This is a genomic window from Vibrio sp. QJM3NY_39, assembly GCF_057785895.1.
Window position 1 is genome coordinate 1,061,742 of record NZ_CM173505.1, and the last position, 20,681, is coordinate 1,082,422.

Here is a 20,681-nt window from a genome sequence, read left to right on the forward strand (position 1 = left end):
CTAATTACAGAACCATAGCCGCAACCCAACCGAATACGATCAGTGGGATGTTGTAGTGTAAGAATGTCGGTACAACGGTTTCCCAAACGTGCTCGTGTTGACCATCAGCATTTAGACCAGACGTTGGACCTAATGTTGAGTCAGAAGCCGGAGAGCCCGCATCACCTAGCGCTGCAGCTGTACCTACTAAAGCGATCGTTGCCATTGGTGAGAAACCAAATGCAGCCGCTAGTGGAACGTAGATAGTCGCAAGGATTGGAATCGTAGAGAACGAAGAGCCGATACCCATTGTTACCAACAGGCCAACGACTAGCATAAGCAGTGCCGCTAGAGGTTTGTTGTCACCAATGCTTGTTGAAAGTGCTTCAACCAGAGACTCAACGCCACCCGTTTGCTTCATAACCGCCGCAAAACCTGCCGCTGCAATCATGATGAAACCGATCATTGCCATCATGTGAACACCCTTAGTGAAGACATCGTGTGTCTCTTTCCAAGCGATTACGCCACCGAAGGTGAATACCATGAAACCAGCCAAAGCACCGATGATCATAGAGCCCGTCGATAGCTGAACCGTTAGCGCAGCAACAATACCAGCAGCAGCCACTAGAATGTGCTTCTTGTTGATCTCTTTCACTTCGGTTGAAACAACAGTATGAGACGTTTCTTTATATTGACGAGGCTTACGGTAAGTAAAGAATACAGCCGTAAGAAGGCCAAAGATCATGCCTGCAGCTGGTAACAACATTGCCATTGGTACTTGGCTTGCTACTACGTTTTCAAGACCGTTGTCGTGAAGGTTTTTTAGCAGGATGTTGTTTAGGAAGATGCCACCAAAACCGATCGGTAGAACCATATACGGAGTAATTAGACCAAAAGTAAGTACACACGCAACCAGACGACGGTCTAGGTTCATTTTTGCGAATACGCCTAATAGAGGTGGGATTAAGATTGGGATAAAGGCGATATGTACAGGGATTACGTTTTGCGAAGACATGGTCACTAGGATCAAAGACGCTAGGATGCCATATTTTAGACCATTAGACGCTGCACTGTTCTCTTTACCGTGAATACGCTTAATGACGCTTTGAGCAAGCAGATCTGTGATACCAGAACGTGAGATAGCAACAGCGAATGTACCAAGCATAGCGTAGCTAAGTGCGATAGTTGCACCGCCACCTAATCCGCTTTCGAAAGCCGCGACTGCGTCGTTCAAGCCCATACCTGAGGCTACGCCACCGATAATTGCGCTGAACGTGAGAGCAACGACTACGTTTACGCGCATCAAAGCTAAAACCAGCATGATGCAAACTGAAATTACAACAGGATTCATATTATTCTCGGGATGTTGTGTTTTTTATGAAGGCAATACGAGTGAACGTTTACCGACTCTATTTTTTATTCTTCGTCAACAAGAGGCCAACCACCAAGGGCTTTCCATTTGTTTACAATGCCGCAAAATAACTCTGTGGTTTTTTGCGTATCATACAAAGCAGAGTGTGCTTCTTTGTTGTCAAATTCCATCCCTGCAGTGCGGCAAGCTTTAGCCAAAACGGTTTGACCGTAGGCGAGACCACTAAGAGCTGCAGTGTCAAAAGTAGCAAATGGATGGAAAGGGACGCGTTTAAGCTTACAGCGCTCACTTGCTGCATTAACGAAGTTCAAATCGAATGTAGCGTTGTGAGCAACCATGATTGCGCGACTGCAATCTGAAGCTTTTTGTTCTTTTCTCACTAGCTTGTAGATTTCTTTAAGGGCTTCTTGTTCCGACACAGCACCACGTAATGGGCTAAATGGGTCTTTAATTCCGTTAAAGTCTAATGCTGCCTGCTCTATATTTGCGCCTTCAAAAGGCTCAATGTGAAAATGAAGCGTTGATGCAGGGTGCAGATCTCCGTTCTCATCCATTTTTAACGTAATGGCACAGATTTCTAATAATGCATCGGTTTCAGCGTTAAACCCTGCGGTTTCCACGTCGATGACCACTGGAAAATAGCCACGAAAGCGTTTTTTTAGGGTCAGAGCTTCGTTTTCTACAGTCATGTTAGCCCAAATAAGTGTGATTAAGGCTGCATTATTGCAGATAATAGCAGTGATAAAAACTAGGGAAGGGCAATAAATCATAAATTACCTAATCCATTGCGGCTTGATAATTGCATATTTAAACGTGAGAGAAAAATGCGGCAATTGGCTGCATTGTTAAACGAATTGCTTAAGAGATACTCCACTTTATGAAGAAACAACTCATAACAGGTTCAATGCTATTTTCGCTACTTATGTCGTCACCAGTAATGGCACAAGAAAAGCGTTACGGAGCATCTCCTCAACAGTCGACGTGGGAGATGGTGGCCAACACGCCACTCGAATGCCGCTTGGTTCACCCTATCCCAAATTTTGGTGATGCTGAGTTTACATCTCGCGCGAGTAAAAAAATCATTTTGGACTTTGAGCTTAAAATGCGTCGCCCGATGGGTGCTACGCGTAATGTCAGCTTGATTTCGATGCCGCCACCTTGGCGTCCGGGTGAAAGTGCTGATCGCATGACAACCATTAAGTTCTTCCAACAATTTGATGGCTACGTTGGCGGTCAAACGGCGTGGGGAATCTTGAGTGAGTTGGAGAAAGGGCGCTACCCGACATTCAGTTACCAAGAGTGGCAGAGCCGCGACCAGCGAATCGAAGTGTCGCTGTCGTCGGTGTTATTCCAAGAAAAATACAATGTGTTCAGTGACTGTGTTGCTAACCTGCTGCCTTACAGCTTTGAAGATATCTCTTTCACTATTTTGCACTATGACCGTAACAGTGATCAGCTGAACAAGTCGTCGCGCAAAAGGCTGAGCCAGATCGCCGATTACGTTCGCTATAACCAAGACATCGATCTTGTGCTGGTGGCAACGTACACCGATTCTGTCGACAGCAAAGGAATTAGCCAAAACCTTTCAGAGCGCAGAGCGGAATCGTTAAGAGAGTACTTCAAATCTTTAGGCTTGCCAGAAGATCGTATCCAAGTTCAGGGCTATGGTAAACGTCGCCCGATTGCAGACAACAATTCGCCAATTGGTAAAGACAAGAACCGACGCGTTGTTATCTCTTTAGGTCGTACGCAGGTTTGAGCAGAATAATTGCTTGTTTTGAAATCAGATAGCCCGTCGTAATGACGGGCTTTTTTGTCTTTAAAATTTGGAGCCATTGTCTAAAAGTAACTCGTTTAGTTCAAGCGGAAACGAGCGATCATTTCACAGTTGGTCGCGGTATCGATCTTTTCTACCATAGAAGCAATTTTAGGGTTGGGATGGCGTTTCATAAAATCGATCAGTGCTTTCTTACAGCAACCAATAGAATCGATAAAGCTGGAACATTGAGTGTTAGGGCACTGCGGGATCAGTGTCAGCACTTTTTCTGAAGCCAATTGAAGATACTTGAGCTCGTATTCGGTATCACCAGCCCATCGCCAGAATTGCGCGAGATTGTGGCAAGAGATCACTGAGATCAGTAGGCGTTCGTCAGCCTGAATATCGGTACGCTCAGTGATTTCTTCGCTCAAGTTCAATGCTTGCTGATAGTGAAGAATACTTCGTACAGGATCGTCGAGCTGCAATGCAGTATCGGCAAGTAACGTGTGTTTTTCCCATTCGCTAATCATTGTATTACCTCACTAATCAATAGGTGGTTAATTTAAATGATAATCATTATCATGTAAAGTTCCATTAGTTAGATTGTTAATAATAATTGGTGAAGGGTATTGTTCATGCATGGAAACATAAAAAAGAAGCGAGCACTACGCTCGCTTCTTTTTGTATTGGTTTAGGCTTTTATTTTCAAAGCCAAACTTCATAGCGGTTTGTTAGGAATTAACCTTCTAGACCAGCACTTGCTTGTTTGTTCTGAATAAGTTCAATCATGTAGCCATCAGGATCTTTAACGAATGCGATGTGTGTAGAGCCGCCTTTAACCGGACCAGCTTCACGCGTTACGTTACCGCCTGCTGCTTTAATTGCATCACACGTTGTGTAGATGTCATCAACACCGATAGCAACGTGACCAAAAGCTGAGCCAAGGTCGTATTCAGTCGTGCCCCAGTTGTGAGTCAGCTCAATCACAGCTCCTTGAGATTCATCACCAAAGCCAACGAAAGCCAGCGTGTATTCGTACTCTTTGTTTTCGTTCTTACGTAATAGCTGCATGCCCATTACATTGGTGTAGAACTCGATAGACTTGTCTAGATCACCCACGCGTAGCATGGTGTGTAAAATACGACCGTTTGACATGATTTGCTCCTAGCTTTAATTATGTATACGTTTTTGTAATTCTGTTTTATGCCGCTAGATAAACGCGGCGCTTTTTGGCCAATAGGCTTGTTAGCCTCTTTCGCTTAGGGCTAACAGCTTATGAGCCTAGACGTCTGTCTTCTCTTTGAACTCACATAGGTCTTCAATGATACAGCTGCCACAGCGTGGTTTACGCGCGACACAGGTGTAACGACCATGAAGAATGAGCCAATGGTGGACATCCAGTTTGAATTCTTTTGGAATGACTTTGAGCAGCTTAGCTTCAACATCATCGACCGTTTTACCCATCGCTAACTTGGTGCGGTTTGATACACGGTAGATGTGAGTGTCAACGGCAATGGTTGGCCAACCGAAAGCGGTATTCAATACTACGTTGGCAGTCTTACGGCCAACGCCAGGAAGGGCTTCTAATGCAGCGCGATCTTCCGGTACTTCACCATTGTGTAGGTCAAGCAGCATACGACACGTTTTGATGGTGTTTTCTGCTTTCGAATTAAACAGGCCTATGGTCTTGATGTACTCTTTTAGGCCATCGACACCTAGGTCGAAAATAGCCTGTGGCGTATTAGCAATGGGGTAAAGCTTATCAGTGGCTTTGTTGACGCTGACATCGGTTGCCTGCGCAGATAAGAGCACGGCGATCAGCAACTCGAAAGGGCTGTTCCAGTTAAGCTCAGTTTCTGGCTTTGGATTGTTTTCTCTTAAACGCTCAAGTATTTCTACTCGTTTTACATTGTTCATAGCGACATTACTTTCAAATAGTTAGGGCTTGAGTTCCGGCGAAGTTCTTTCAAACTACTAGTTTCAAAATAACAAGTTCCGCAATGGTTCAGGCTTTATCATCGGTTACGCGCTCTTATGAGCGTCATTATTATGTGTACTTGGTCAATCTATTTACCTGCTGGGCGGTTGAGCTACTCAGCAGGGTTCAAGCTACTGTAACTTATCAGGCATTGGTAACGCGAGCGCGTTCAATGGCTGGTTTTTCTTGTTTGGGCTGCCTAGCTTTAGCTTGGTTGTCGATGATGTTTTTCAAAGCAATCAAGAAACCAACACCAATAAAGGCACCTGGTGGAAGCAGAGCTAACAAGAAGCTGTTATCAAATTCAAATATCTGGATTCGCAATACCGAAGCCCAATCACCAAGGAGCAGGTCTGCGCCATCAAATAGGGTTCCGTTACCAATAACCTCGCGCATCGCACCCAATACAACCAGTACCGATGTCATGCCAAGGCCCATCCAGAAACCATCTTGAGCAGCAGGTAAAACTTCGTTTTTAGAAGCGAAGGCTTCCGCTCGGCCAATGATGATACAGTTGGTTACGATCAGTGGGATGAAAATACCCAAAGATAGGTAAAGCCCGTATGCGTAGGCATTCATCAGTAGTTGAACACAGGTTACTAGTGATGCGATGATCATCACGAATACTGGAATACGAACTTCTTTTGGCACATGGTTTCGAACCAAAGAGACAGAAACGTTCGAACCGACCAATACAAGCAAGGTAGCAATACCTAAGCCAAGTGCGTTCGTCACTGTCGAAGAGACAGCCAACAGCGGACACAACCCAAGAAGTTGCACTAGGGCAGGGTTGTTGGCCCACATGCCATTTTTAATTAGTGTTTTATGGTCACTCATTATTCACCACCACAATTTAGAGGTTGAGCAAGCAAAGCTTGGTTGTTTTGGTTAACGTACTGCACCGCCTGTTTGACGGACTTAACGACAGCTCTTGGTGTGATGGTCGCGCCAGTAAACTGGTCAAAGTCACCACCATCTTTGCGAACTTTCCAGCGACCAAGATTCGACTCGGTTACTTGTTTACCTGCAAAAGAGAGTATCCAATCACTCACTCGAAGGTCTATCTTATCGCCTAACCCCGGAGTTTCCCTGTGGGAAAGCACACGTGTACCCAAAATGGTACCGTCAATTTTCATCCCAACAATTACTTTTATTGCACCATTGTAGCCATCAGGTGCAATGGCTTCGATCGCAATCGCGCTAGGTTCACCGTTGAGTGTAGCAATATAAGCCGGCATTGCTTGTTCTGTTCCAAGCTCCTCAGCTTCCACCAAAGTACAAGCTGAAAACAGCTCGTTGTCATGAAGATCGTGCGGGATCACTTGGTTAAGCACAGACAGTAACTGAGCCTGTTCTTGTTGTTTGATCTGATCTTTGGTCAGGTAGTGAGTAACGGCCACCAAACCTGTCGAAGCGCAGGCAAAAATCGCAAGTACAAGACCGTTTTTCTTAATTGCATTTAGCATAGTATCTGCTTCCTTAGTGGCCGTATGTACGAGGTTTGGTGTAGTAGTCAATCAGTGGAACACACATGTTGGCTAACAATACAGCAAACGCCACGCCATCAGGGAAGCCACCCCAACTGCGGATAATAAAGACTAACCCGCCAATCAGGGCACCAAATACCAAGCGACCTTTAACTGTCGTCGAGGCTGAAACCGGATCGGTTGCAATGAAGAATGCACCAAGCATGGTTGCGCCAGACAATAGGTGAATGGTTGGCGAAGCGGTTTCACCTGGCGTCAACACCAAGAACACTAGGCTAAATAGGGTCAAGCTACCGATGAAAGCTACCGGAATATGCCATTGAATCACACGTTGCTTAATCAACACTAGGCCACCAACAAGGTAAGCAAGGTTTACCCATTCCCAACCCACGCCAGCTAACCAGCTAAATTGAGGTTGAGATAGAGCTTCAGAAGCGGTGTTGCCTGCTGTTAATGCGGTTTTGAAGGCATCGAGTGGCGTCGCCATTGTGGTGCCATCAATACCTAAACGAGCTTGCTGCAGAGACAACCCTTCATTATTGAAACCAGTAAAGATCATCAAGAAAGAGTCAACAAAGCTTGTTGCTTCAGCCGTTAAGCTGGCCGGTGCATTCCAGCTGGTCATCTGAACTGGAAATGAGATCAGCAAAACAACGTAAGCAACCATCGCTGGATTAAATGGATTTTGTCCAAGGCCGCCATATAGGTGCTTAGCGATGACAATAGCGAAGAACATACCTATTACTAGAATCCACCACGGAGAGTGTGGGGGAATCGCGACACTGAGTAGCCAAGCGGTCACAACCGCACTGTAATCACGTAATGCCATCACTGGCGGACGTTTTCTTAGCAGCATTACAGCGGCTTCAAAGGTAACAGCAAGTGCAATAGCAAATACTAACTGGATGAGCGTACCCCATCCAAAGAAGTAGGTTTGAGCTAGTAGACCTGGTAATGCACAAATAGCCACCCATTTCATGAGATCAGGGGTGCTTCTACGATTGTGTGCGTGCGGTGAGCTGGCGATAAAGAAGGCCACTACTCTTTCTCCTCATTATTCTTTTTGTCTTGCTCTTGCTGCGCCTTTCTTGCTTTAGCACGAGCTATTGCAGCGGCCACGGCAGCTTTTTTAGGATCGACGGGCTCTGATTGAATTTCAGCTTCAACTTCAATCACTGGCTCAGGAGTTTCTGCTGTTTGGTCTTGCTTAGCTTGCTGTGCTTTCTTGGCTTTAGCACGAGCAATGGCCGCAGCGACAGCATCTTTCTTAGCATCGCCAGAACTTTTAACCGGAGCTTCACTTTCGGTTTGAGTAGCTGATTCAGCTTGTTGTGCTTTTTTGGCTTTAGCGCGAGCAATGGCCGCAGCGACGGCATCTTTCTTAGCATCGCCAGAGCTTTTAGCTGGAGCTTCACTTTCGGTTTGAGCAGCTGATTCCGCTTGTTGAGCTTTCTTGGCTTTAGCACGAGCAATGGCCGCAGCGACTGCGTCTTTCTTGGCATCGCCAGAGCTTTTAGCTGGAGCTTCACTTTCGGTTTGAGCAGCTGATTCTGCTTGTTGTGCTTTCTTCGCTTTAGCGCGAGCAATTGCTGCAGCGACTGCGTCTTTCTTAGCGTCGCCAGAACTTTTAACCGGCGCTTCACTTTCGGTTTGAGCAGCTGATTCCGCTTGTTGAGCTTTCTTGGCTTTAGCGCGAGCGATGGCTGCAGCGACAGCGTCTTTCTTAGCATCGCCAGTACTTTCACCTGGAGCTTCAGAAGCTGATTCCGCTTGTTGAGCTTTCTTTGCTTTAGCACGAGCGATAGCTGCAGCAACAGCATCTTTCTTGCCATCATCTGAGCTTTCTGCAGGAGTATCAGCTGCTGCTTGTTGTGCCTTGCGCTCTCGAGCTTGACGCTTGCGCTCTTCACGCAGTTTAGACATTTCAGAATTGTCTGGTTCAGCGCCTTCCGCTTTTTGAGCTGCAGCTTGTTTCGCTTTTGCCTTCGCAATAGCGGCAGCAACCGCAGGTTTCACTGCTGGCTCTTCATTCGGAGCCTGATCCGTAGCAGCTTTTTGTGCTTTAACACGAGCAATCGCAGCAGCAATAGCATCATCACCGCCAGGTGTTTTCATATCTTTACGGCGGTTATCTGCGGCTTTTTTAAAGCGGTTTTCACGTTCGGCTTTATCACGCTCCATACGAGCGTTCTTCTCTTCAAAACGAATCTTGGCGCGCTCTGCAGCAGCGGCTTCATCTTTTCGAGTTTTGATTTCAGCTTTTGCTTGGCGATAGTACTGAACAAGAGGGATTTCACTTGGGCAGACAAATGCACAAGCACCGCATTCAATACAGTCTTTAATATTCAGCTCTTCACACTTATCCAACTCGTTGGCTTTTGCATGCCATTGCAGTTGTTGAGGAAGCAGTGACGCAGGGCAAGCTTCAGCACACGCGCTGCAACGAATACATTCCATTTCGTAAGTGCTTGGTGAAATCTCACGGCGCGTTGGTGCTAAAATACAGTTCGATGTTTTAGTGATCGGCACATTGGCGTGTGGCAAGGTGAAGCCCATCATCGGGCCGCCCAAAATCAAACGCGGCAGCTTTTTATCGGCTTTGTAGCCAAACTCTTCAAGTAACTCATGTACTGGCGTACCTAGTAGCGCCCAAACGTTACGAGGTTGCTTAAAGGTTTTACCGGTTAATGTCACAACGCGGTTAACCACAGGTTCACCGTCGATTACCGCTCGCTTAATAGAATAAAGAGAGCCGACGTTCTGAACCAAAACACCAATATCTGCAGGAATGCCGCCAGCTGGAACCTCTTTGTTGGTGAGGATCTTGATAAGTTGCTTCTCACCACCAGAAGGGTATTTAGTTGGGATAACACGAATGACGATATCTTTGTCTTTCGCAGCAATCTCAAGAGCTTTTATCGCATCTGGTTTGTTGTCTTCAATGCCGATAACCGTCAGCTTTGGTTGAAGAATGTGTTCAACCACTTCGATGCCTTTTAATACTTCTTCGGCATGCTCTTGCAGCAACTTGTCATCTGAGGTGATGTAAGGTTCACACTCAGCAGCGTTGACGATTAAAATGTCGGTACGACCTAAGCCTGATTGAAGCTTTTTAGCGGTGGGGAAGCCTGCGCCACCCATGCCTGAGATACCAGCTTGGCGAATTACATCAAGCAGTTCATCGGATGTCTTTGTAGAAAAATCTTCAACCGGGTGTTTTGCAACCCAAGCGTCGAGGCCATCAGGTTTAATAACCACGCACACGTCGCTCAAGCCTGAAGGGTGAGCGGTGGTTCGTGGTTCGATAGCGGTAATCACACCCGATGTTGGTGCATGTACTGGCAAAGTAAAACCAGTCTCTAAGGCCGTCAGTTGTTGACCTTTGAGTACGGCATCACCGACAGCAACCAACAAGTTACCAGGCTTACCGATGTGCTGTTTCACTGGAAGAACGATTTCTTCTGGGAGCCTTGCATGCACGATATCAGTAGTATTCGACTGTTTCTTGTTTTCAGCAGGGTGCACACCGCCCGGGAAGTTCCAAATTGAGCCCGTGCGAATTTGTTCAATTAAAGAGATCATACTAACCCTATGCCTTAGGCTCTGACGCGGTCGCATCAGTCGCTTGGTTAGTGATATCAGTAACAGGAATGATGTTCATCTGCCATTTCCAATTTTCAGTCGTTGTTGCCACTGGAATCATTTCGATACAGTCAGTAGGGCACGGTGCGACACATAGATCACAACCTGTACATTCATCTTTGATTACTGTGTGAAGTGCCTTGGTGCCACCAACAATGGCGTCGACAGGGCAGGCTTGAATACATTTGGTACAGCCAATACACATATCTTCATGAATGAAGGCAACGGTTTTTACTTTGTTGTCTAAGTCATGAGCGGAGTCTTCAACTTCTACGCCCATTAAATCTGCAAGCTTTTCAATCGTAGCTTGGCCGCCGGGAGGACATTTGTTGATCTTATCTCCGTTAGCGATCGCCTCTGCATATGGGCGACAACCGGGGTAGCCACACTGGCCACATTGAGTTTGCGGTAAAATTGTGTCGATTTGATCAACGATCGGATCGGCTTCTACTTTAAAGCGAATAGAAGCAAAGCCTAAGATAGCGCCAAAAACGGCGGCTAAAACGGCGAGTGCAATGATTGCAATTAAGATGGTGCTCATGTTTATTTCACCAACCCAGTAAAGCCCATAAATGCCAGAGACATTAGGCCTGCTGTGATCATCGCAATCGATGCGCCTTTGAATGGCATTGGAACATCAGCAACCGCAATACGCTCACGCATTGCAGCAAATAGGATCAATACAAGCGAGAAACCAACCGCAGCGCCGAAACCATAGATGATTGACTGAATGAAGTTGTGGTTTTCATTGATGTTCAGAAGTGCCACACCTAATACAGCGCAGTTGGTGGTGATAAGAGGCAGGAAGATACCCAATAAACGATAAAGGGTAGGGCTGGTTTTGTGAACGACCATTTCCGTAAATTGAACAACCACCGCGATAACCAAGATGAAGCTCATGGTACGCAGGTATTCAATACCCAGAGGGGTAAGGATGTAGGTTTCTACTAGGTATGCAGATACCGACGCTAACGTCAGAACGAAAGTCGTCGCGAGGCCCATGCCAATCGCAGTCTCCAGTTTCTTGGAGACTCCCATGAAAGGACATAGCCCTAAAAACTTCACTAGCACAAAGTTATTGACCAGCACTGTGCCAACCAACAACAAAAGGTATTCGGTCATAATGGATTAATTCTTGAGATTCCGATCCCGATATTATCCTGCTTTGCTTACCTAATAACAACCAAGGATCACTAGGGATTTAGACACTTGGTGAAAAAAACATCAGGTAATCGATTGATTATTAAAGTTACCGTAAGTATAGACGGCCAATTTTTACTTCGTGAGACAGTTTATAGGAGTAGTCAAACTGGATCTTTCATAAGATCATTCTTGAATTGAACTCGATTTACTTCCTACAAATAGGGTCATATTTGTGGCTTTTTGTGCTCAGAACTATCAAAAAGAGAAGGAAAGCTGCGAGTCGAATACGTTCCCAAACCGCTAAAACGCAAAAAGCCGCATCAAGTGATGCGGCTTCTTTAAATTTGGCCCCCTTGTCGAGACTTGAACGCGGGCGGCTAGGTTTGTGACATTAACTTGGAACAAGTTAGTCGCAGTTATATACGAAAAAAGCCCAATCTTTCGATTGAGCTTTTTTCTGAATTTGGCTCCCCTTGCAAGACTTGAACTTGCGACATACGGATTAACAGTCCGCCGTTCTACCAACTGAACTAAAGGGGAATTGCTTGTTAGCGACGCGAATTCTAATAATAGTCCGAATTTCTGTCAATAAAAAATAGCAGAAAAAAATAATATAAATAACTTTACTTTCTTGGACGCCTTACCGGATTTAGCCTTTCTTTAGTTATCCACCAAAATTGTGGATAAGTGTGTGTGTGAAACTTTAACAACAATAATTGGGATAAATCTGAGAATATAAAAATCTGAGGTAAGGTAATGTATTTAAAAGATTTGTATCAAAATATCACGATTGTATAACTTTTGACGATTATAAAATATACAGTAAAACAAGTGCTATTTTTAGATTTTTTGGGGAAAAGTAGTGGATGAAAAGTTGAGTGATTTAGCTGAAGAGATCTTGCAAGGGCACGGATAATACCAAGTTCTAAAAGTAAAAGCTATCACTGATATCTAATCTTAAGATGCATTTCTCTAGATAATAGTTGCAACTACACTCCTCCTAGAGTGACAATGACCTGATTATAAAAACAGTATGGAAATGGCGACCTATGAGTAAACTCTTTGACTTGGTATCGGACTATAGCCCATCCGGAGATCAGCCGACTGCGATAACCAAATTATTAGATGGATTAGATTCCGGTTTGGCACATCAAACTCTATTAGGGGTTACGGGCTCTGGTAAAACCTTTACGTTAGCCAACGTCATTTCTCAATCTCAAAGACCTGCAATTTTGTTAGCCCCTAACAAAACGTTGGCAGCTCAACTTTATGGCGAGATGAAATCTTTCTTTCCGAATAACTCCGTTGAGTACTTTGTTTCTTACTACGATTATTACCAACCGGAAGCCTACGTTCCAACCACGGATACCTTTATCGAGAAAGATGCGTCGATAAATGCTCATATTGAGCAAATGAGACTTTCAGCTACCAAAGCTTTGTTAGAAAGAAAAGATGCCATTATTGTTGCATCTGTATCGGCTATCTACGGTCTTGGTGATCCTAAGTCTTATTTGAAGATGATGCTTCATTTGAGTCGTGGTGAGGTGATGGATCAGCGAGACATCCTACGCCGCTTGGCTGAGCTGCAATATTCAAGAAACGATGTCGCGTTTGAGCGTGGGCAGTTCCGTGTTCGTGGTGAAGTTATTGATATCTTTCCCGCTGAATCTGACCAAGATGCGGTTCGAATTGAAATGTTCGATGACGAAGTGGACTGCATTAGTATTTTTGATCCTCTGACTGGTGCGGTGAAACAAAGAGACTTACCGCGTTTTACCGTTTATCCAAAAACTCACTATGTAACCCCAAGAGAGAAGATCCTTGAGGCGATTGAGAAAATTAAGGATGAGTTGCGCGATAGGGCTCAATACCTAAAAGACAACAACAAACTGTTAGAAGAACAGCGTATTTCTCAAAGAACTCAGTTTGATATCGAGATGATGACGGAGTTGGGTTTCTGTTCCGGTATCGAAAACTATTCACGATACTTGAGCGGCCGTGCGGAAGGGGAAGCGCCTCCAACGTTATTTGATTACCTGCCTGATGATGGTTTGCTGATCATCGATGAGTCACACGTAACTGTGCCGCAAATTGGCGCCATGTATAAAGGTGACCGCTCTCGTAAAGAGACTTTGGTTGAGTTTGGCTTTAGGTTGCCTTCTGCATTGGATAACCGTCCGATGAAATTTGAAGAGTTCGAATCGATCGCGCCACAAACCATTTTTGTGTCGGCCACGCCGGGTAATTATGAGATTGATAAATCAGATGGTGAGATTGCTGATCAAGTGGTGCGTCCTACCGGTCTGTTAGACCCAATCATCGAAGTAAGACCTGTCGCGACTCAGGTGGATGACTTGTTATCTGAAATCAGAATCCGTTCAGTGAAAGAAGAGCGCGTATTGGTCACTACGTTGACTAAACGAATGGCAGAAGACTTAACCGAATACCTTAGTGAGCATGGTGTTAAGGTTCGTTACTTGCACTCAGATATCGATACGGTTGAGCGTGTAGAGATCATTCGAGATCTTCGACTGGGCGAGTTTGACGTGTTAGTGGGTATTAACTTACTTCGAGAAGGTTTGGATATGCCTGAAGTATCGCTGGTGGCGATTCTTGATGCAGATAAAGAGGGCTTCTTGCGTTCTGAGCGTTCTCTGATCCAAACCATTGGTCGTGCAGCGCGTAACTTGGAAGGTCGAGCGATCCTTTATGGTGATTCAATTACTAAGTCGATGAGAAAAGCGATTGATGAAACCGATCGTCGTCGTGAGAAGCAGCAAGCCTACAATGAAGAGCAAGGCATCACGCCGCAAGCGTTGAAACGTAATATCAAAGACATTATGGAGCTAGGTGATCTAACCAAGTCGAAGCAGCAGCGCCAATCGAAGCAAGTTCCTCTATCTAAGGTTGCAGAGCCTTCTGAAAGTTATGCTGTACTTACACCGCAACAGCTTGATAAAGAGATCAGCAAGCTTGAAGCTGCGATGTATCAGCATGCTCAGAACCTAGAATTTGAATTGGCAGCACAGAAGCGTGATGAAATTGAGCAGCTAAGAAAGCAGTTTATTACCAACAGCTAATCTCACTTTTCACTCGAGAAGTTGATCCCCTCAAGACAAAAATTGAGAGTGCTTCAGGCAAAAAAACAGCCAGTAGTAAATATTCTACTGGCTTACGTTTGTGAACACTCGGTCCACTAACAACGTCAGTTGGCTAGGTGACCCGAAGGTCATTTACACCTTTGCATCGTTCGTGCCAGGTAGATAAAACATTGATTATTTGAAGTAAGTAAAAAAACACACTACAAATATTGTGGCTAATTTGCATAATGCAAAGCGGAATGCGACTATAATAAGAAATGCAAATTATAAATGGCTAGGATATGCAATCAAAAACGCTAGATAACAAATCGAAGTATTTGTTGATGGTTGAGGATACCGCTTCGGTAGCAGCTTTATATCGCTCGTATCTTACACCGCTCGAAATTGATATCAACATTGTCGGCACTGGCCGCGATGCAATCGAGAGTTTGAATCATCGAATCCCAGACCTTATTTTATTAGATCTACGTCTGCCTGACATGACGGGTATGGACGTGCTATTTGCTGTAAAACAAAAGTACCCTGAAGTTCCGGTTATCTTCATGACGGCTCACGGCTCTATCGATACCGCCGTAGAAGCTATGCGTCATGGTTCTCAAGATTTCCTTATCAAACCGTGTGAAGCCGACCGACTCCGTATTACGGTGAACAACGCGATCCGCAAAGCCACCAAACTTAAAAACAGCTCGGAACACCCGGGAAACCAAAACTATCAAGGTTTCATTGGTAGCAGCCAAACCATGCAGCAGGTTTACCGAACTATCGACTCTGCCGCATCGAGTAAAGCCAGTATTTTCATCACGGGTGAGAGTGGTACGGGTAAAGAGGTATGTGCAGAAGCTATTCATGCGGCGAGCAAGCGTGGTGACAAGCCTTTCATCGCAATTAACTGTGCGGCTATCCCTAAAGATCTGATTGAAAGTGAGCTGTTTGGTCACGTTAAAGGTGCCTTTACCGGTGCTGCGACCGATCGCCAAGGTGCTGCTGAGCTTGCTGATGGTGGAACACTGTTCCTTGATGAGCTGTGCGAAATGGACTTAGAGCTGCAAACTAAGCTGCTGCGCTTTATCCAAACCGGTACTTTTCAAAAAGTCGGCTCTTCGAAGATGAAGAGTGTCGATGTTCGTTTCGTATGTGCAACCAACCGTGACCCTTGGAAAGAAGTACAAGAAGGTCGCTTTAGAGAAGATTTATACTATCGTTTATACGTGATTCCATTGCACCTGCCGCCATTGCGCGAGCGCGGTGAAGATGTCATCGAGATTGCGTACTCGTTACTAGGCTACATGTCGGTTGAGGAAGGTAAGGCGTTTGTGCGTTTTGCTCAGGAAGTGCTTGATCGCTTTAATCAATATGAGTGGCCGGGTAACGTTCGTCAGTTACAAAACGTATTACGGAACGTGGTGGTATTGAATAACGGCAAAGAGATTACTCTCAACATGCTTCCACCACCATTGAACCAACCGATTGAAAACAGCCTGCGCTTGAAAGAGAAGCAGAACGAAGACATCACGGTAAAAGATATTTTCCCATTGTGGATCACTGAGAAGACGGCTATCGAACAGGCCATAAAAGCGTGTGACGGCAACATTCCCCGCGCGGCCGGTTTCTTAGATGTCAGTCCATCGACGATATACCGTAAGTTGCAAACGTGGAATGCGAAGCAGTAATCACCAAACAATAAGAAAATCATAATGATGAAAGTATTAAATCAGCAAAAAGTTGATGAACTTGCCGGTGAAATAGGGCAAGAGAATGTACCAGTTTTGCTGGAAATCTTCTTAGGTGAGTTGAAAGGCTATTACGAACATCTAGAGATAAATAAAGCATCGGATACATCTAAGTACTTGGCTGATATAAGCCATGCACTTAAGAGTAGCGCTGCGAGTTTTGGCGCAGATTCTTTGTGTAGTTTTGCGATTAGCTTAGACGCAAAAGTGAAGCAAGCATTGCCTGTAACCGAGATTGATTTCCAAGATATGCAAGAGCTTCTGTTATCAACGTACACTGAATATCAGCAGTTGATGACGGATCTCTAAAGCGGCTAGTTATTAAAGAGACTAAAAAAGGAGCATGATGCTCCTTTTTTGTTTTGTTTTGTTTTGTATTGTTTGGAGGCTGGAAATTAGATTCAGGCAGCCAAATTAAACCAACTGATCTCTAATCGCTTGTTGGAGTTTTAAACGGTCGTGTCGCCAATCTCGATTTGGAGATGCAAGATCAGTGGTCACACAATTCCATTGCCCTTCTAATTCAGGGTGTGGTTCATTGCCTAGTACAATGTCTATCTTTCTTGCCTTACAGGTACGTTCACACCACTCCAATTGTTCTTGAAGCGTCATTTTTCCTGCAGGGCCGTGTTCTGGCGAAAGGTTTTCAACAAAGATAACTTTTGCCTTGGTATTTTCCGCGATTGCTTTGCCAATTTCTGGCAGTAGCAGCGGGGGCATCACACTGGTTAAAAAGCTTCCTGGTCCAAGGACAATGCAGTCTGCTTGCTCAACGGCAGCAACAGCTTCTTTGGTTGCCGGTACTTCTGGAGATAAGTCCATCATGCGCAGCTTTTCTGTCATGTCATCAACGTTAGTTTCGCCAGTTACCCAACGACCGTCCATTGATAGAGCCGTTAGATCAGAAGGGTGCTCGGTCATTGGGACGATATTGACATCGACCTTGAGCATATTTCGAATTAGGTTAATTGCTTCCAATGGGCGAACGGAAAGGTTGTCTAACGCCGTTAGCATTAGGTTACCTAAGTTGTGACCATCGAGTTCACCTTGACCGCGAAAGCGATATTCAAACATCATCGAACTGATCGAAGGTTCTGTGATTAATTGGTTGATACAGTTACGAGTATCTCCCCAAGCAATACCACCTTGGCAGTCTCGAATTCTTCCGGTGGAACCACCATTATCTGTCGTTGCAACAATGCCAGTTGCGTTGTTACCAAAGTCTTTTAATGCAGCTAGCATGCGACCTAAGCCATGGCCCCCACCGATTGCTACGACTTTCTTTGAAGAGTAAATATTCATTTTTTGTTCTTGTTAGATTATTACCAACTATAATTTAGGTTAAATGCTTCTCGTCAGATACTCAACAAGAGTTATTTTGAGGGTTTGATACGTTTTTTTTGCCGATGTGACCCGTTTTTTGTCATCAGAGCTAGATTCACGTACAAATATTAAGTATTTTATTACTCAGCTACTGCGCGTGTGAATATAATGTGCAGTTGCCATAACTCCGAGCTCTCGCATGCTAAGTCGCACAGTGGTATTTGCTGTACCGATACGCATCAAGAGCCAGTGACATGTTGTCACAAGGGCTTAATTGGAAATGATTATGCCTCCCGTGTTTGGAAAGGTGTTCCGTGGCGCAACAATTCGAAGATAGATTCCATCGCAAGTTTTATTACTTGCGCTTGTCGGTTACAGACGTCTGTAACTTTAAATGTACTTACTGCTTGCCAGATGGTTATAAACCGTCAGGGCAAAAAAACTCGTCTTTTTTAAGTGTTCCCGAGATCAAACGTATTGTTAAAGCGTTTGCAGATTGTGGTACCTCTAAGATCCGCATTACTGGCGGAGAGCCGAGCCTGCGTAAAGACTTTCCTGAAATCATACATACTGTTGCTTCTACTCCAGGCATCGAAAAAGTAGCCACGACAACGAATGGCTACCGCATGGAAAAACAAGTAGGGCAATGGCGCGATGCTGGTTTAACCCATATAAACGTGAGCGTGGATAGCTTAGATTCGCGCATGTTCCATCAGATCACTGGTGAGAATAAGTTTACAGAGGTTATGCGAGGCATTGATAAAGCGTTTGAGGTTGGCTTTGAACAAGTCAAAGTCAACGTCGTATTGATGAAAGACCTCAACAGTCAGGAATTACCAGCCTTCCTTAATTGGATCAAAGACAAACCTATTCAATTACGTTTTATCGAGCTGATGAAAACCGGCGAGATGGACGAGTTGTTCGATAAACATCATGTATCTGGCGTTGCGATTCGCAATCAGCTTATTGCTAACGGTTGGCTGTTAAAAGTCAAAGCTGTTAACGATGGCCCAGCACAAGTGTTTGTCCACCCAGACTACAAGGGTGAAATTGGTTTGATCATGCCTTACGAGAAAGACTTCTGTGAGAGTTGTAACCGACTGCGTGTTTCTGCGACCGGTAAACTTCACCTATGTCTGTTTGGCGACCACGGTGTTGAACTGAGAGATCTGATTCAAGAAGATCAGCAAGAGCAAGAGCTCATTGATCGAATTCAGGCTCAGCTTCAAACCAAGTCCGTTAGCCACTTCTTGCATGATGGCAACAGCGGCATGACTCCAAACTTGGCGTCAATCGGCGGTTAACCCGCTATATACTCTAAAGCATTTTATCGCTCAGCTTCTTTAAGCTGGGCGAATAAGTCTAATCATTGAAAAATTTATATAGGTGAACAAATGGGTCACGCAGAAAGCAAATTTCAAGCAGCAAACATCGCAGTACTAACCGTTTCAGATACTCGTACAGAAGAAAATGACACGTCAGGTGGTTACCTAGCTGAGCATGCTAAAGAAGCAGGCCACAACGTGGTTGATAAGCAAATCGTTATCGATGACATGTACAAGATCCGCGCTATCGTATCTCAGTGGATTGCTGATGACAGCGTACAAGCGATCATGATCACTGGCGGTACAGGCTTTACATCTCGTGACAGTACACCTGAAGCACTTAAGCCACTCTTCGACAAAGAAGTTGAAGGCTTTGGTGAGCTTTTCCGCCAAGTGTCTTACGAAGAGATTGGTACATCGACGATTCAATCTCGTGCGATTGCGGGTTTTGCTAACCACACGGTTATCTTTGCGATGCCAGGTTCTACAGGTGCTTGTCGCACCGGTTGGACTAAGATCATCAAGCAACAGATGGATGCGAGTCACCGCCCTTGTAACTTCATGCCACACCTTTCTGTATAAGGTGGTTTGAGCATGAGCCAATTTACACACATTAACGCGTCTGGCGAAGCAAACATGGTCGATGTATCGGCTAAAGCAGAGACAGTACGTGAGGCGAGAGCAGAAGCTTTCGTTCAAATGTCAGCAGAAACGCTAGAGCTGATTGTTTCTGGCAGCCACCATAAAGGTGATGTTTTCGCAACGGCACGTATTGCTGGTATCCAAGCAGCGAAGAAGACGTGGGACTTGATTCCACTGTGTCACCCTTTGCTACTGACTAAAGTAGAAGTACAACTTGAAGCCATTGAGTCCGAAAACAAGGTTCGTATCGAATCGGTATGTAAGCTTGCAGGTAAGACAGGCGTAGAAATGGAAGCGCTAACGGCCGCTTCTGTTGCCGCGCTAACAATTTACGATATGTGTAAAGCTGTTCAGAAAGACATTGTTATCGAGAACGTACGCCTGTTAGAGAAGACGGGTGGTAAATCAGGTCACTTTAAGGTGGAATCATGATTACGGTACTTTTCTTTGCACAAACTCGTGAACTTGTTGGTGTTGATAGCCTAGAGATCGATGCGCAATACAATACTATTGAAGCGATTCGCAGCCACCTAGTAACAAATGAAGGCAAATGGGATATAGCATTGGAAGAGGGCAAGCTGCTGGCAGCACTCAACCAATCAATTGTACCTTTGACGACTGAAGTGAAAGACGGCGACGAAGTGGCTTTCTTCCCACCAGTTACTGGAGGTTAACCATGAATGACTCTCGAGTTATTGATCCAAGAGTATTGGTTACTGCTGAAGACTTTTCTGTGGGTGGCGAATACGATTATCTAGCTCAAGGTACGGCTGCGGGAGCGGTTGTGACGTTTGTTGGTAAAGTTCGCGACATGAACCTTGGCGACAACGTTATTGGTTTGTCTCTGGAGCATTATCCGGGTATGACAGAGAAGTCGTTGAGCGAGATCTGTGATCAAGCTGAAGCGCGCTGGCCTATTCAGAAGATGCGAGTGATTCACCGTGTTGGTGACCTAGATATCGGAGACCAGATTGTTTACGTTGGTGTATCCAGTGCACATCGTGGCGCTGCCTTCGAAGCGTGTGAGTTTGTTATGGACTTTCTGAAAACCAAAGCGCCGTTTTGGAAAAAAGAACGTACTACTGAGGCGACTCGTTGGGTTGACTCTCGAGACTCCGACGCGAAAGCAGCGGAGCGTTGGAAGAAGTAATCCATTCCATAGCGTGTTTCGGTCTTAACGTGAAAGCGTATTTCAGATTG

The 20,681-nt window shown here is 45.1% G+C and carries 21 protein-coding genes, 1 tRNA gene and 1 riboswitch; of the genes, 9 read left to right on the forward strand and 13 right to left on the reverse strand.

The genetic code is table 11. The features are described 5' to 3' along the window. Positions 1-4: 4 nt before the first annotated feature. Positions 5-1,330, reverse strand: coding sequence for a Na+/H+ antiporter family protein (locus tag AC3CHU_RS04900; protein ID WP_054547232.1), 1,326 nt, complete (start codon positions 1,328-1,330; stop codon positions 5-7). A gap of 65 nt (positions 1,331-1,395) precedes the next feature. Next, complete coding sequence (gene rnt, locus AC3CHU_RS04905) at positions 1,396-2,040, reverse strand: ribonuclease T (RefSeq protein WP_017061178.1); 645 nt, start codon at positions 2,038-2,040, stop codon at positions 1,396-1,398. Between the two features lie 188 nt (positions 2,041-2,228). Here rnt and motY point away from each other — a divergent pair, with 188 nt between their 5' ends. Beyond that, positions 2,229-3,110, forward strand: a complete 882-nt coding sequence (gene motY, locus AC3CHU_RS04910) for a flagellar protein MotY (protein WP_146455994.1) — start codon at positions 2,229-2,231, stop codon at positions 3,108-3,110. A 95-nt stretch (positions 3,111-3,205) separates the two neighbouring features. On the opposite strand, the gene AC3CHU_RS04915 is transcribed toward motY, so the two are convergent. The 10 genes from AC3CHU_RS04915 to AC3CHU_RS04960 form a co-directional block, all read right to left on the reverse strand. Then, positions 3,206-3,640: a DUF2753 domain-containing protein gene (locus AC3CHU_RS04915; protein WP_004734047.1), complete on the reverse strand. Its 435-nt coding sequence runs from the start codon at positions 3,638-3,640 to the stop codon at positions 3,206-3,208. Between the two features lie 208 nt (positions 3,641-3,848). Continuing rightward, a complete protein-coding gene (gloA, locus tag AC3CHU_RS04920; RefSeq protein WP_054547234.1) occupies positions 3,849-4,265 on the reverse strand; it encodes a lactoylglutathione lyase in 417 nt (138 codons plus the stop codon). A 126-nt stretch (positions 4,266-4,391) separates the two neighbouring features. Next, entirely contained in the window at positions 4,392-5,027 is a 636-nt protein-coding gene (gene nth, locus AC3CHU_RS04925) for an endonuclease III (RefSeq protein ID WP_102455702.1), read from the reverse strand. Positions 5,028-5,232: 205 nt separating this feature from the next. Beyond that, positions 5,233-5,925: an electron transport complex subunit E gene (locus AC3CHU_RS04930; protein WP_017079307.1), complete on the reverse strand. Its 693-nt coding sequence runs from the start codon at positions 5,923-5,925 to the stop codon at positions 5,233-5,235. Next, positions 5,925-6,554: an electron transport complex subunit RsxG gene (rsxG, locus tag AC3CHU_RS04935; RefSeq protein ID WP_488525174.1), complete on the reverse strand. Its 630-nt coding sequence runs from the start codon at positions 6,552-6,554 to the stop codon at positions 5,925-5,927. The genes AC3CHU_RS04930 and rsxG overlap by 1 nt, the downstream gene beginning before the upstream one ends. A gap of 13 nt (positions 6,555-6,567) precedes the next feature. Next, positions 6,568-7,614, reverse strand: a complete 1,047-nt coding sequence (gene rsxD / locus AC3CHU_RS04940) for an electron transport complex subunit RsxD (RefSeq protein WP_019822352.1) — start codon at positions 7,612-7,614, stop codon at positions 6,568-6,570. Further along, positions 7,614-10,157, reverse strand: a complete 2,544-nt coding sequence (rsxC, locus tag AC3CHU_RS04945; RefSeq protein WP_488525175.1) for an electron transport complex subunit RsxC — start codon at positions 10,155-10,157, stop codon at positions 7,614-7,616. The genes rsxD and rsxC overlap by 1 nt, the downstream gene beginning before the upstream one ends. 7 nt (positions 10,158-10,164) lie before the next feature. Continuing rightward, complete coding sequence (gene rsxB, locus AC3CHU_RS04950) at positions 10,165-10,758, reverse strand: electron transport complex subunit RsxB (protein WP_004734040.1); 594 nt, start codon at positions 10,756-10,758, stop codon at positions 10,165-10,167. 2 nt (positions 10,759-10,760) lie between these two features. Further along, positions 10,761-11,339, reverse strand: coding sequence for an electron transport complex subunit RsxA (rsxA, locus tag AC3CHU_RS04955; RefSeq protein ID WP_004734039.1), 579 nt, complete (start codon positions 11,337-11,339; stop codon positions 10,761-10,763). 485 nt (positions 11,340-11,824) lie between these two features. Beyond that, positions 11,825-11,900, reverse strand: a tRNA-Asn gene (locus AC3CHU_RS04960). Positions 11,901-12,409: 509 nt separating this feature from the next. Here AC3CHU_RS04960 and uvrB point away from each other — a divergent pair. The 3 genes from uvrB (at position 12,410) to luxU (ending at position 16,500) form a co-directional block, all read left to right on the forward strand. Further along, positions 12,410-14,440 carry an excinuclease ABC subunit UvrB gene (gene uvrB, locus AC3CHU_RS04965; RefSeq protein ID WP_054547236.1) on the forward strand — a complete coding sequence of 677 codons (2,031 nt, stop codon included), beginning with the start codon at positions 12,410-12,412 and terminating at the stop codon, positions 14,438-14,440. Positions 14,441-14,742: 302 nt separating this feature from the next. After that, the gene (gene luxO, locus AC3CHU_RS04970) at positions 14,743-16,131 is read left to right on the forward strand and encodes a quorum-sensing sigma-54 dependent transcriptional regulator LuxO (RefSeq protein WP_004734031.1); all 1,389 of its coding nucleotides are present in this window, start codon (positions 14,743-14,745) and stop codon (positions 16,129-16,131) included. 24 nt (positions 16,132-16,155) lie between these two features. Then, on the forward strand, positions 16,156-16,500 hold the full coding sequence (gene luxU / locus AC3CHU_RS04975) for a quorum-sensing phosphorelay protein LuxU (protein WP_054547237.1): 345 nt from the start codon (positions 16,156-16,158) through the stop codon (positions 16,498-16,500). Between the two features lie 105 nt (positions 16,501-16,605). On the opposite strand, the gene AC3CHU_RS04980 is transcribed toward luxU, so the two are convergent. Next, positions 16,606-17,493 (reverse strand): YvcK family protein, encoded by an 888-nt coding sequence (locus tag AC3CHU_RS04980; RefSeq protein WP_054547238.1) that lies wholly within the window; start codon positions 17,491-17,493, stop codon positions 16,606-16,608. Between the two features lie 194 nt (positions 17,494-17,687). Further along, positions 17,688-17,840, forward strand: a riboswitch (molybdenum cofactor riboswitch). Between AC3CHU_RS04980 and moaA the strand changes: the two genes are divergently transcribed. From moaA to moaE, 5 genes are all read left to right on the forward strand, one after another. Further along, the gene (gene moaA, locus AC3CHU_RS04985; RefSeq protein ID WP_026012219.1) at positions 17,829-18,818 is read left to right on the forward strand and encodes a GTP 3',8-cyclase MoaA; all 990 of its coding nucleotides are present in this window, start codon (positions 17,829-17,831) and stop codon (positions 18,816-18,818) included. It overlaps the preceding riboswitch by 12 nt. A gap of 90 nt (positions 18,819-18,908) precedes the next feature. Further along, positions 18,909-19,421, forward strand: coding sequence for a molybdenum cofactor biosynthesis protein B (gene moaB, locus AC3CHU_RS04990; RefSeq protein ID WP_010437177.1), 513 nt, complete (start codon positions 18,909-18,911; stop codon positions 19,419-19,421). A gap of 12 nt (positions 19,422-19,433) precedes the next feature. Then, positions 19,434-19,913, forward strand: coding sequence for a cyclic pyranopterin monophosphate synthase MoaC (gene moaC / locus AC3CHU_RS04995; RefSeq protein WP_004734026.1), 480 nt, complete (start codon positions 19,434-19,436; stop codon positions 19,911-19,913). Next, complete coding sequence (moaD, locus tag AC3CHU_RS05000; protein WP_061021879.1) at positions 19,910-20,155, forward strand: molybdopterin synthase sulfur carrier subunit; 246 nt, start codon at positions 19,910-19,912, stop codon at positions 20,153-20,155. The genes moaC and moaD overlap by 4 nt, the downstream gene beginning before the upstream one ends. A gap of 2 nt (positions 20,156-20,157) precedes the next feature. Next, a complete protein-coding gene (moaE, locus tag AC3CHU_RS05005) occupies positions 20,158-20,631 on the forward strand; it encodes a molybdopterin synthase catalytic subunit MoaE (protein ID WP_004734024.1) in 474 nt (157 codons plus the stop codon). Positions 20,632-20,681 lie beyond the last annotated feature (50 nt).